The following is a 12,219-nucleotide window of genomic DNA, read 5'->3' on the forward strand; positions in this document are numbered from 1 at the left end:
TACATTAGTACGACAATAACGGCAAACTTAACGACAGTATATTGCTAAAATCATTCACTGTCGCACGCCGCTAACCTGATGATATTGTAAGAAACTTAACGAGATTTTTCGATAATCTATGTTTGATTATCAGTGACACGTGCAAACATTTAGAAGTATAAAAAGAAGTAAAATAATAGACAATTAGATAAAATAATAGGCAATTCAACAATTACGACTGATTGACCTGATCCCAAGCCATGCCTAATACATCTGATACCAACGCCTTGCCCATCGGTGCATATGGCATTAGCTCTGGCGCTAGTACGGAGGTTTGCCACTGCGGCATCTGCACTAGCAATGGCGCACTGACGCTCAGTACAACCAAGACCATTAGTACGTTTTTAGCAGCACCCAGTACCCCGCCTGCCATTTTGTCCAAGACGCCCAAACGTAAGGTTTTGAGCACGCCTGAGAATACAAACGCCATCAGATGCATGATTGCCAATATGGCAATCACTACCAATAAAAAGGCCATAGCCATCTGTAAAACTGGGTTTTGCACGATACCCGTTAATTGGGGCGACACCACTCCTGCCAGTCTAGTAGCAGCGATAAGGGCGATAAACCAACCTACCAAGCCTATTGCTGTTTTAATCAGTCCTACTTGAAAGCCGCGCCATAAGCCAATCAAGACAACGATAGCAATCACAATATCTAAACCACTCATGCTTTACGCCTTATTACCTTATTTATTGGATTAGCTTTCCATGGCATCGTAATAGCCACCGATTGCCTGAATGCAAGACTGCACCAGCCCAGGACCACGATAAATAAGCCCCGTATAGAGCTGTACCATGTCTGCGCCTGCTTCGATTTTTTTGACGGCTTTGGCACCACTATCGATACCACCCACGCCTATCAAAGCGACTTTACCATCTAACTGATCAGAGAACTGTTGCAAAATCTGAGTACTAATATGACTCACAGGACGACCAGATAAGCCGCCCATTTGGTCGCCATCACGCAAGTCTTCGACACCTACACGGCTTAGTGTTGTATTGGTCGCAATCAAACCATCAATTTCAAAGTCTATTAATTGCTGCGAGATATAGTCAACTTGTAATGGCTCTAAATCTGGAGCAACTTTAAGCACTAATGGGACATAAAAACCATATTCAGTAGCCAGCTGACTATGACGATTTTTAATCGTATCCATTAACTGAGTCAGTGCTTCACCACTTTGCAAATCACGTAAGTTTTTAGTGTTTGGCGATGAGATGTTGACCGTAATGTATGAGGCATGCGGATACACACGCTCTAAGCAATACACATAATCATCAGCGGCTTGCTCTACTGGCGTATCGGCATTTTTACCAATATTAATACCAATATTGCCTTTATATTTACAGCGTTTGACATTGTCGATCAGATAATCAACGCCTTCATTGTTAAAGCCCATACGATTGATAATCGCATCTGCTTGCTTGATTCTAAATAGTCTTGGCTTGTCATTGCCTACTTGCGGTCTTGGCGTGACGGTTCCTACTTCTATAAAACCAAATCCTAACTCAGCCAGCGCATCAATATAATCGCCGTTTTTGTCCAAGCCTGCTGCCAGACCAACTGGGTTAGAGAACTGTAAACCCATACAGTCTGTTGGTTGCATTGACTGACCATACGCCAAGCCTAAAACACGCGCTTTATGCGCTTTATCCAATAAAGATAGTGTCATCTCATGGGCGTGTTCGGGATCCATATTAAACAAAAAAGGACGAAGTAAGGCATAAGACATAGTGATGGCAGACCCTGCTTGGAAGAAATAGTGAATAAAAAATGCGAATGAAATCGGGCGCAGCGATTATATCAGCTTAACAGAAATAAGAGCAAAGTTTCAGTCGCTAAATTTCTACATTTAAGCAGTAACCAATACTGATGAATCTCTACTAAATAACGATGAATTGTCGTTTTCTAAGCTAAAGACATAGCACAAAGGTACTCTTAAACATCTACGGTACTGGACGTCCATCAGTCAACGCAATCCAACCACGTATAATGCGATATAAATGCCAGATAAAGGTAAAGGTCATAATCAGCAAACCAAGCCCAGCCAATAATATTGAGCCAATAGCGATATTGCCACTATCCGCCAATACGCTAACGCCAAAGCCGCCTAATGCAAAGGTAATCAAAATAATGCCAATGACGAACCAAACGATACTGTACCAGAAGGTCTTAATTTGCCAGTCAAAATGCGTGGCCAACCATGACCCACTAGCATCATGGCGCTTAGCATAGTTCATGACAATCGGCACAATCCATAACAGACCTGCAGTAAAGTAGCTGATCACATATAAAAAATAAGTGATGTGGTTATAAGTAATTAAAGAACGGCGCTTATCGTTGCTCATACTGTCCCGCATTATGTGAGGTTTTCCTTACTGGTAATATTTTTATTCAATAGTCATATGATTAACTATTTAATGGAGCCAGATAAATGACTTTTCAATGATACCAACGATAAAGCAGTATTCTGCGGTCGAGGATTGAGTGTCGAGTACTAGACACACAGTAATATAAGTATCTAAAATATTTATCACAAAATGATGCGTTTTAAGAAGTGACCGTTGCTTGTACCTGAATAGATTTATTGGTCAGATCTTGCTGCATAGATAGCTGTGTAAATTGCCAACCTTGCTGTTCAAGCTTACCTAGTGCAGTGCTAACGACCGCTTGACTAGGATGCGTAAAGCTCAGCTGCACTGCATCACCAGTCGCAACCACCTGAGCACCTGCTATACCTGAGTTATTGAGCAGCGCATTGATACGACTAGCGGGCGGCATATCAGCCTCTCCAGTAGCGTTGTTACCAGTATTCAATGCACTACTATCAATATTACCTGCTTGCGCACGCAACCAAAAATAATCCGCCACTTGTTCCTGATAGTCACTCTTACTATCGCTCGCTGCTTGATGAACGCTATAGCCACCATAGCCGCCAATAAACAACAGTAGAAATACGGACAATATAGCTAATGCTAGCTGATCACGGGGAGGTAATGCTTGCCAGCGCGTCGTGAGTACATTTTGATAATTATTCATACGCTCTGACAATACATGAGCCTTAGTACTGGTTGCAGAGACCGCTGCATGACGTTTGGTACGGCGTTGTAATCGTTTCATGTTTTGACCTTTATTACCAATACCTTGATGAGTTACGACGCTGCCGCATTGTTTGCCATGTCGCTGTTTTCTGCAATATTATTTTCTATCACATTGACAGTGACTTGACCACTAAACTGACCTTGCTCATTACTATTCACTTGCGCAAGTTTGGCATTTAAGCCTTGTGCTACCAGTGTGCTTGTGAATTTATCAAGACTACCGCGATCTGGAGCAATCAAGGTAAAGCTGAGCGCTGATGGCTGCATTACCAATGACTGTGCATGCAATGAAGACTGTTTAATTAATGGTGATATGCGTGACAGTGCGGCCATATGTGATGCAGGCGCTTGGCTATCGCTACGCAGTTTTGGTTGCAGCTGTACTTGCAGTTTGGTGCGCGTACTCAGTGGCTCATCGGCGAACCAAGACTGATACTGTGCCGCAATTGCAGCATTGGTTGCTGCGGTTGCTTCATTATACTTGTACCACTGCACACCATCGGTTGCCATTTGCAGCACTAACGCTGATAGCGCAACCATCATCGCCACTCGCAAATATGGTGATAGTTGTGAGTCAGTAGATTTCATAAAGAAATTAAGCGCGTGACGTTCAGGACTGTCAATTGGCTTAGGTACTGTAGGCAGGGTCGTCAGCAATAGCTGATGATCAGCGATCAACGTTTTAGTTTGCGCCACTAACTCTAGCGTCGATGAGGAATCTAGCGAGTCAAGCGATACGTCAATAGCTGCCTCAATAGAAGGCAACACCATTACCTCACTTAAATGCGGGAAACGCTCAAACATTAGTGGTAAATAGCTGACGGCCATACCTTGACGCAATGATTGGCGCAGCAGCATAGTCTGCGAATCTTGATAAAGAGTCACTTGCTGACCTGCGCCCTCTTCTGGCGGTGGCAACAATAAAAAATCTGGCAGTAACGCTACTATATTCATACCGGCTAGCTGCACACTTTGCTGCCATGCCTCAATATCGTTTTGTGCCAGTGCATACAATTGCGTCGTATCAGCATGGCTCAATTGGCGGATGTTTAATTGCTCAATAGGTGTTAATGAAGTTTCTTCAAATAAGTATTGCTTGCCGCCATTACCCAGCTGTTTAAGCTGAGCAGCATTAAGTGCCGTGTCTACTTGCAACGCATGACTTGAGGGAAAATATAGACAAAGCGCCTTTTGGCTATTGGACTTATAGTTACCATAGATTGTCTGTAGCTGTTGCCAACCATCAACCATTTGCCATTGCTGTATATCTTCGTGCCAGACAGCTAGCGGGCTATGCTGCGCTCGTAACCAAACATGTAACACTAAACCTGTCCTCAATTATTGCTGCGGTTATCAAAATATTGTTAAGGTTGATACGGTTTTTAAAATAACTGAATGACTTTATACGATTAATAGCTGGCATGCTTCTCGCCAATACCATTTTAAATCCGTCATATCTAATCAATTCTGCTCTAGCAAATCGTTTCTAAGCAAAATATTAGAAATCTAGTCTAATAAGGCTGATCAGGAACAAAACGATCAACTTCCGTTGCCATGCCAGTCATCACAAACTCCATGTCAAACACTCTGGCTTCTGCTAAAGAGAACGATTCTGGATAATCTCCTGTCAGCAATCCCGCGATATAAGCGACGATAGACATATGACAAACAACGACCAAACACTCAGTTTCAACATTGGCAATATCTATCAGAGCTTGGCGAGCATCATCTGATGGCGTGACATTGTCCTGCACAGATAAGGCGACTTGCGGCGCTCGCGACTGGAACGCAGATAAAGTTTGCTGTGCTCTCGTATAAGGGCTGACCACAAAACGATCTGGGCTATAGTGAGTGGTCACATATTCTGCCGTTTGTGCTGCCTGCTGCTGACCAAAGTCCGTCAGCTGACGCGCGCTATCTGGACGTGTTTCGTCTTCTGCTTGACCATGACGTACTAATATAATTTTCATAACCTTCCTTGGAGCGCTAAGTTCGACTCTCTTGATATTGTCTTCTAGTAATATATCTTACTTATCAGCATCGCTGTCTTTGCTTTTGGTATTACTGCCCGAGGTTTTCAGATGAGCGGTAAGTGCTGCATTGCTATGATCATGCGCCATGACAAACTCAACATCGCTACGGAATCCAGCTTCCATCAGATGTAGCGCAACGCCTAGAGCGGCCTTGTCTTCATAAATAACTGCATAGAGTGCATGGGTAATTGGCATATAGATACCCGCTTTGGTCGCCTTTTCATGAACTTGCTGAATGGTATTTACCCCTTCAGCAGTTTGGCCAAGCTTTTTGACCGCGGCATCAATACTCATACCACGACCGAGCATATTACCGATACGATAGTTACGACTTAGCTCTGAGCTACAAGTAGCATATAAATCGCCTACGCCAGATAAGCCCAAGAAAGTGAGCGGATTGGCGCCTTCCTCAACACCAAAACGACTCATTTCTGCCAAGGCACGAGTAAGAATCATCGCTTTAGTATTCTCACCTACTTCATAAGCTGCCGCCATACCCATGGCAATTGCGTAGATGTTTTTTAGCGCGCCGCCAAGCTCGACGCCGCGTATATCATCACTGGCAAATACTCTAAAGAAGGCACTGTGTAATGCTGCTTGCACGGCATGACGTAATGGTTCCGACTCACTTGCGATAACCGTAGCAGACGGCATATTTTTCATGATTTCGATAGCGAGGTTCGGCCCTGACATGACGCCGAAATTCACTTCTGGCAACACTTCTTTGATGATATCGCTCATCATCGCAAAGGTGTCTTTTTCCATGCCTTTAGTCAACGATACAATGGACTGACCACCGATAAAAGGCGCGATGTTTTTTAGCGTTTCGCGAAAGGCTAAACCTGGTACAGCAATAAAAATAATGTCTTTATCTTTGACGCTTGCCGCCAAATCATGGCTATATTTCAGTCGATCATCAAGCTTATAGCCTGGTAGATACTTTTTATTGGTCTGTGTTTTGGCCATTGCTTTTACGGTACGCTTATTACGTACCCACAGCGTGGTATCACAGCCATTACGTGCGGCTAAATTTGCCATTGCCGTACCAAAGCTACCACCACCTAAAAACGCCAAACGTAGCTTGGTAGGATTGCTATGAATGTCGGCCATATCTTTTGCCACAGCTGATTCAACAGGGCTAGGGTTTGATTTTTTACGGCCTAGGCCTGATTTGGTTGCTCGCTCAAAAATACCTGCAAGCATACCGTTCTGCTTTTCAGACGACTCTTTGTCCGTTTCATTATTAGCACTGCTGTTGTTTTTATTACTATTGTTAGGGCTTGTCATGTTCTTTTATCCGTGTTGACTGACGTATTATCAATAGAATCTATCGTGCTCAGCTACTGGCCTTATTATCTTTGAATTATAACTTTGTGAAATTATAATCTTATAAATAGACAGTAATGAGCTACATTACGACTCGAAGCGAACTAGCGGTTCGATATCGATAGGTTTGCGTTTGGACTCATCCTTGGGACTTGTGCCAGTATAAACAAAAGCGGTCACATAATCATCTGCGCCTACGCCAAAATACGCTTTTATTGCAGGCTCATTACATAGCAGCCCTGTGCGCCAAACCGTACTAAAACCTTGAGCTTTTAATGCCAAAATTAGATTTTGTACAGCAGCACCCGCACTGAGCATCTGCTCAAAAGGCGGTACTTTTTTGTGTTCTTGCATTTGAGTCACAGCCGTTATGATTAGCGGCGCTCGCAGCGGCATATTTTTAGTTTTAGTGATGGTTTTTTCAGACAACTCTTCGCCATCTTGTAGCGCTTTTGCTTGGGCAGCTTCGAGCAAGGCACGGCCTAACTCATGGCGCGCCTCACCCTGCGTCACGATGAAGCGCCAAGGACGCAATTTTTTATGATCTGGCGCAGTTGCCGCACATTCAATGGCAGACTCAATCTGCGCACGCGTCGGTGCTGGCTCATCTAGATTGCCCATACTGCGTCTTGAATTTATCCAACCTATCAGCTCGTCACTGGTAGATGAGATATCATTCGCTGCTACGTTCTTCACAGACAGTTTTTTGTCTTCTATTTCTTGGCTTTCATTATCAACATTGTCAGTTGTAGTCATTGTTTTATCCTTAATTTATTATTATCTGTCACTACTTATTATTTATAATATCATTTTCTTATTTTTTAACAGCTATAGAGCAGTTGAGAGCTACACATAGGCAGTCTCAACTCAGCGATAAACTACGCAACATCTTCGACTCGATGATCCATGCGTAGATAGTCCTCCGACTGCATTTCAAGCAGACGTGAACGAGTACGTTCAATCTCAAACGCCAACTTCTCTCCTTGATATAAGTCTAGAATCGGCTGCTCTGCCCGTACCAATAGCTTTACACGGCGATCATAAAATTCATCGACGAGATAAATGAAACGGCGCGTTGGATCACGCAAGTCGTCATCTAGTGCTGGCACGGAGTCAACTAAAACGGTGCTAAAGCGTTTGGCAAGCTCAATAAAATCAGCGGCTGAACGCGGTGCCATACAGAGATGACGGAAGTCACAGAATAAGATATCTTCGGTACAAGCGTTGATTTTTACTTCTCGTCCATTGATAGTAATGGGCTCTTTACTGATTTTCTGATTATTCGACAAGCTCGCAAAACGGTTGGCTAACCAATGGTAGTTCGCCTTAGTAAGCGGCGCTTCGTATAGCTCAGCTTGTTGCAATACGCGCAGACGATAATCAATTCCAGAGTCGATATTCATTACCGTCGTATGACTTTCAACTTCCGCAATGGCAGGCATAAAACGGTCACGATGTAAGCCATCTTTATACAAACCAGCTGGCTCAATGTTTGAGGTCGCAACCAAAGTAATACCGCGATTGAACAGCATAGTGAACAAATCGCCCAATATCATGGCATCAGAGACATTAGAAACAAAAAACTCATCAAAACAGATGATAACCGCTTCTTTATAAATAATATCAGCGACTTTTTCGAGTGGATCGCTCTCACCTTGTAGTTTGTTAAGCTCTCTATGGACACGCTGCATAAAATGATGGAAATGCAGACGCATCTTGCGCTCGATGGTCAATGAGTCATAAAACATGTCCATCATCCACGTTTTACCGCGGCCGACACCGCCCCACATATAAAGACCCGTTGGCGCGACAGGCTTAGATTTTAAAAAGCCAAAAAAACCTTTCTTTTGCGGTGCGCTATTGATGAGCTGATGGTATATCTCATCAAGATAGCTCATGGCCTGAAATTGCTGCTCATCCCGAGTAAACTCATCTGTACTGACGGCTTTCTCGTAACGTTGCAATGGAGATAAACTCATAATACGACTCATCGTTGAATTAAATAAATATCAAAATAGTAGGGTAATTTAGCACGGTACTGGTGCTGCCAAGCAAGCCATGCTAAACCATATCAAAGCAGAAGCTATCAAGCTGAGCTAGGTAGCAAATAAATTAGCTATCCTACCCAAAGCTATGCTTGTCTAATAAGCCTTTGAGCTCTGATAAGCGACCATGGAAGAAATGACCCGCGCCATCAACCACGCTGACTTCAATGCCTAATCGGTCTGCAAATGCCTGCATATTATCAGGTTCAATCACTTCATCCGCATTACCATAAACCTCAAAAGTTCTATCCGCAGGCAAACTAATATCAGTACTGTCGTTTTTTTCGACTGATGGTGCGATCAGGGCAATTTTCGTTACTTCAAAGTCACCCAGTCCCCATATATGCGCGGCTTCAAGCACTTGCTCAGCAACGCGTGCCGTGACATAACCACCAAAAGAAAAACCACCCAGCCATAGCTTTCGAGCATTGGTTTGTTCAGCAATCCATTGTAGCACGGTCATTGCATCGACCACTTCACCTTCCGCATAATCGTGCTCGCCTGTCGATTGACCAACGCCGCGAAAGTTAAAGCGCACCACATGCATACCATTATCACGGGCAAAGCGATACATGGTGGTGACCACTTTGTTATTCATCGTACCATCAAACAACGGATTGGGATGACACAGCATCGCCACAATGTCTGTATTTGGATCATTAGGATTGTCATTTTGCCACAGTGCGTCAACCTCGAGCACGCCAGCAGGAGCAGGAATCAATTGCATAGTATTACTTATTAATAAAAAATGAATGGCTCAATTATCCTAGATACAATTTATATTTCAAGTGATTTGCTGTGTACGAATGCGACTTGTTTTATTTTTGGTCAATAATGGTTATCTGCCGTTTTGAAATATTGCTGTTCTTAAGGTTTTAAACTGGTTTATATCTAAGGCAAGGTTCATCGGCAATATACCGGTAATACAGCACACAATAACTGTCTAGACAGGTAATATCTAGATAAGCTACATTCATAAAGCTTTGCCTATAGCTAAGACGTTCTGCTTATATAAATCAGGAATTATTTATGAATACTTTTAATAAAACTGCCAGTTTGACGGCAACGTTAGCGGCTGCACTTGCTTTGAGCGCCTGTCAAAGTACACCTTCCTCACCAGTGATTCAGCGTGCCAACTCTATCTATGAGACAACCGGTATCGCTGATACCAAGGTCAAGGCACAACAAAATGCGATCGATAGTGCTCAAAAAACTTGCCGAAGTAAGCAAGTAATTATCATGGATGATAATGTAAAATATAATGGCATCTTAAACGAGCGTACTGGTCGTATGGTTGGTCAAGTAGGTGCTGTCGTTGGCTCGATATTTGGCACAGGTACACCAGATTTGTCACGTAGCGATGATTATGAATACACCATTAACTTCCGTTGCCAATAAATATCGTCAATACCATATAAATCAGATACAGTGTCAGGCTCACTCAGTCTACTATTTGTAGCACTTTTACTTGCCTTCCTTGTATCTAAATTATCTCGAACCGACTATATCTAGCTAAAAATATATATCTACTTTTCTCTACACGACAATCTCTTTTAGACGCAAACAGGTTTACGATCTAACCGCTAACATGAAGTGACATACAATCGTTCTCTGATTAAACAGCCAACAAACTGCGATATAGATAATATATCAATCAAAGCTTGTTGGCTTCGCTTTTTGTGCTCTCCTTTTTAAGTTAAACTATCCGCTATCGTATTCAGCACATCCTCGTCAGTCTTTATATTTTCATTATCTTTGGTCTAATATTATGCGCAAACCCAATCTTTCAAATATTAAACAGGCCAAAGTATTAGCACCTGCCAAAGATTTGGCCACTCTAGAGGCGGAACTCGCTGAGCAGGAAGATCATTTAGAGGATACGGTCCTACGCCTGAGTGATTACTTATCAGCGGTTGAAATGGTCATCAAACAAACTTTTGACCACCGTGTCTGGGTAAAAGCTGAAATTCGTAATCTGTCGAGTAAAGGTGGTCATTACTACTTTGAACTAGCAGAAAAAGATAACGATGGCAAAGTGGTCGCCAGCTGCCGTGGCAATCTCTGGCGCTTTAAAGCTGCTCGTGTATTAGCTAAGTTTGAACGTGCGACTGGCATGCCGCTTGAGCGTGATTTGACCGTACTCCTTAAAGTATCAGCAGGGTTTCATGCCCAGTACGGCTTTTCAATCACCATTGAAGATATCGACCCCAGTTATACCCTAGGCGACTTGGCACGGCAATATGCAGAAATGGTCGACCGCCTAACAGGTGAAGGGCTATTACATCTTAATCAACAGCTACCTGCCCCTTTTGATATCGAGCATGTACTGGTCATCGCTCCTGAAAAGGCGGCTGGATTGGGTGATTTTCAAGCAGATGCCGATCGCTTAGCCAGTGCAGGTGCGTGTCAGTTCCACTATCATAATGCGACTTTTCAAGGTAATCATGCGCCCGCTGAAATCCGTCAAGCCATCGTTAGCGCCCAGCAGCAGTTTTACGATACTTATCAGCGTCTACCAGACTTGTTGGTCATTATTCGCGGTGGCGGTGCGGTTGGTGATTTGGCTTATCTCAATGATTATGAGCTAGCAGCTTTGGTTGCCGAACAGCCTATTCCTGTCTGGGTAGGTATCGGTCATGAGCGTGACAAAGTCATCTTAGATGAAGTGGCGCATATCAGCTTTGACACACCCTCAAAGGTGATTGCTGCCATCCATAGCCATTTAGCCCAGCTCGTCACTCAGACGCTACAATATCAAGCGCAAATCAAGCAAGCGGCTCAGCGTCAATTGAATATTGCTGAGCAACAAACCGCACGCCAGTTAAGCCAAATACAGTCGCAAACGATTGGGCAGCTCACCGCTCTACGAAAAGACAGTGACTATGCATGGCGCAGTATTCAACAAAGTGCCCAGCGCCAAGTAAAGCAAGCAGTCAGGCTGACGGCTGAGCGATACACACAAACGCAAACCTTGGCGCGTCAACAGCTCGCAAAAGCCGCTACCAATAGCAAAAGTCATCAAGAGACAATCATGCAGAACGCGCAGCAGCAAATTGTGCAAGCACAGCGCGATAGCGAACATCTACGTGACATCGTGCTATTACATCGCCCCTCTCGCGTGCTCAAGCAGGGCTATACCATGCTCACGGATGCTCAAAACAAGCAAATACTCACTAGTAGTACCCAACTGTATCCTGAGCAAACTGTCAATATCATTTTAAAAGATGGCAACGCAAAAGCGCAGATTATCGATATCACTATGGATAAGAAAGCGACGAAAGCAACGGAAACCTCAGGCGCTCTAACTTAACCACATAATAATATCTACAGATTACTCACCGACTTACCTTTAAAAATTAGGAAATTTTATGACAACCCCTACTCGCCGACGCAAAAAAGCCGCCCCAAAAACCTTTAAGGCGGCTTACGATATCTTAAAAACCAATGCGGCTGAACTACAGCAACAGGATGAGCCTGATATTGATAATCTAATGACAACGGTCGAAGAATCTATTGCCGCTTATCGTGTTTGCGAGACTCGTATCAATGCTGTACAGCAAGCATTGGATGCCGCCTTTGATGAAGAAAAATCTACCAGCAGTGTTGATAGTTGAACGAAAAACAGCCACTAGATAGCAGCTGTTTGGCCAAGCCAAGCGCATCAATCTCATT

13 protein-coding genes are annotated in these 12,219 nt (G+C 43.6%); 3 read left to right on the top strand and 10 right to left on the bottom strand.

Annotation, left to right across the window (positions count from 1 at the left end; genetic code table 11):
- Positions 1–211 precede the first annotated feature (211 nt).
- The 10 genes from FQV37_RS00465 to FQV37_RS00510 form a co-directional block, all read right to left on the bottom strand.
- Positions 212–709, bottom strand: coding sequence for a CvpA family protein (locus FQV37_RS00465; protein WP_057759516.1), 498 nt, complete (start codon positions 707–709; stop codon positions 212–214).
- Between the two features lie 30 nt (positions 710–739).
- A complete protein-coding gene (locus FQV37_RS00470; RefSeq protein ID WP_057759514.1) occupies positions 740–1,774 on the bottom strand; it encodes a quinone-dependent dihydroorotate dehydrogenase in 1,035 nt (344 codons plus the stop codon).
- A 214-nt stretch (positions 1,775–1,988) separates the two neighbouring features.
- Positions 1,989–2,390: a DUF4870 family protein gene (locus FQV37_RS00475; RefSeq protein WP_228707043.1), complete on the bottom strand. Its 402-nt coding sequence runs from the start codon at positions 2,388–2,390 to the stop codon at positions 1,989–1,991.
- Between the two features lie 202 nt (positions 2,391–2,592).
- A complete protein-coding gene (gene gspM, locus FQV37_RS00480) occupies positions 2,593–3,162 on the bottom strand; it encodes a type II secretion system protein GspM (RefSeq protein ID WP_160020850.1) in 570 nt (189 codons plus the stop codon).
- Positions 3,163–3,194: 32 nt separating this feature from the next.
- Positions 3,195–4,466, bottom strand: coding sequence for a type II secretion system protein GspL (gspL, locus tag FQV37_RS00485; RefSeq protein ID WP_160020851.1), 1,272 nt, complete (start codon positions 4,464–4,466; stop codon positions 3,195–3,197).
- Positions 4,467–4,654: 188 nt separating this feature from the next.
- Positions 4,655–5,113: a phosphohistidine phosphatase SixA gene (sixA, locus tag FQV37_RS00490; RefSeq protein WP_160020852.1), complete on the bottom strand. Its 459-nt coding sequence runs from the start codon at positions 5,111–5,113 to the stop codon at positions 4,655–4,657.
- A 57-nt stretch (positions 5,114–5,170) separates the two neighbouring features.
- Positions 5,171–6,463, bottom strand: coding sequence for an NAD(P)H-dependent glycerol-3-phosphate dehydrogenase (locus FQV37_RS00495; RefSeq protein WP_160020853.1), 1,293 nt, complete (start codon positions 6,461–6,463; stop codon positions 5,171–5,173).
- Between the two features lie 126 nt (positions 6,464–6,589).
- Positions 6,590–7,258 (bottom strand): nitroreductase family protein, encoded by a 669-nt coding sequence (locus FQV37_RS00500; RefSeq protein ID WP_160020854.1) that lies wholly within the window; start codon positions 7,256–7,258, stop codon positions 6,590–6,592.
- A 122-nt stretch (positions 7,259–7,380) separates the two neighbouring features.
- Positions 7,381–8,481, bottom strand: coding sequence for a cell division protein ZapE (gene zapE, locus FQV37_RS00505; protein ID WP_102094775.1), 1,101 nt, complete (start codon positions 8,479–8,481; stop codon positions 7,381–7,383).
- A 142-nt stretch (positions 8,482–8,623) separates the two neighbouring features.
- Positions 8,624–9,274: an alpha/beta hydrolase gene (locus tag FQV37_RS00510; protein ID WP_160020855.1), complete on the bottom strand. Its 651-nt coding sequence runs from the start codon at positions 9,272–9,274 to the stop codon at positions 8,624–8,626.
- Between the two features lie 302 nt (positions 9,275–9,576).
- Here FQV37_RS00510 and FQV37_RS00515 point away from each other — a divergent pair, with 302 nt between their 5' ends.
- From FQV37_RS00515 to xseB, 3 genes are all read left to right on the top strand, one after another.
- Positions 9,577–9,945: a hypothetical protein gene (locus FQV37_RS00515; RefSeq protein WP_160020856.1), complete on the top strand. Its 369-nt coding sequence runs from the start codon at positions 9,577–9,579 to the stop codon at positions 9,943–9,945.
- Between the two features lie 370 nt (positions 9,946–10,315).
- Positions 10,316–11,857, top strand: coding sequence for an exodeoxyribonuclease VII large subunit (xseA, locus tag FQV37_RS00520; RefSeq protein WP_160020857.1), 1,542 nt, complete (start codon positions 10,316–10,318; stop codon positions 11,855–11,857).
- Between the two features lie 58 nt (positions 11,858–11,915).
- A complete protein-coding gene (gene xseB / locus FQV37_RS00525) occupies positions 11,916–12,161 on the top strand; it encodes an exodeoxyribonuclease VII small subunit (protein ID WP_160020858.1) in 246 nt (81 codons plus the stop codon).
- The last annotated feature ends 58 nt before the right edge of the window (positions 12,162–12,219 follow it).

It is taken from the genome of Psychrobacter nivimaris (assembly GCF_009812035.1).
Taxonomy (GTDB): Bacteria; Pseudomonadota; Gammaproteobacteria; order Pseudomonadales; family Moraxellaceae; genus Psychrobacter; species Psychrobacter nivimaris.

Coding starts and splice junctions, on each gene's coding strand:
- FQV37_RS00465 (WP_057759516.1), bottom strand. CDS start 709: ATGAGTGGTTTAGATATTGTGATTGCTATCGTTGTCTTGATTGGCTTA.
- FQV37_RS00470 (WP_057759514.1), bottom strand. CDS start 1,774: ATGTCTTATGCCTTACTTCGTCCTTTTTTGTTTAATATGGATCCCGAA.
- FQV37_RS00475 (WP_228707043.1), bottom strand. CDS start 2,390: ATGAGCAACGATAAGCGCCGTTCTTTAATTACTTATAACCACATCACT.
- gspM (WP_160020850.1), bottom strand. CDS start 3,162: ATGAAACGATTACAACGCCGTACCAAACGTCATGCAGCGGTCTCTGCA.
- sixA (WP_160020852.1), bottom strand. CDS start 5,113: ATGAAAATTATATTAGTACGTCATGGTCAAGCAGAAGACGAAACACGT.
- FQV37_RS00495 (WP_160020853.1), bottom strand. CDS start 6,463: ATGACAAGCCCTAACAATAGTAATAAAAACAACAGCAGTGCTAATAAT.
- FQV37_RS00500 (WP_160020854.1), bottom strand. CDS start 7,258: ATGACTACAACTGACAATGTTGATAATGAAAGCCAAGAAATAGAAGAC.
- zapE (WP_102094775.1), bottom strand. CDS start 8,481: ATGAGTTTATCTCCATTGCAACGTTACGAGAAAGCCGTCAGTACAGAT.
- FQV37_RS00510 (WP_160020855.1), bottom strand. CDS start 9,274: ATGCAATTGATTCCTGCTCCTGCTGGCGTGCTCGAGGTTGACGCACTG.
- FQV37_RS00515 (WP_160020856.1), top strand. CDS start 9,577: ATGAATACTTTTAATAAAACTGCCAGTTTGACGGCAACGTTAGCGGCT.
- xseA (WP_160020857.1), top strand. CDS start 10,316: ATGCGCAAACCCAATCTTTCAAATATTAAACAGGCCAAAGTATTAGCA.
- xseB (WP_160020858.1), top strand. CDS start 11,916: ATGACAACCCCTACTCGCCGACGCAAAAAAGCCGCCCCAAAAACCTTT.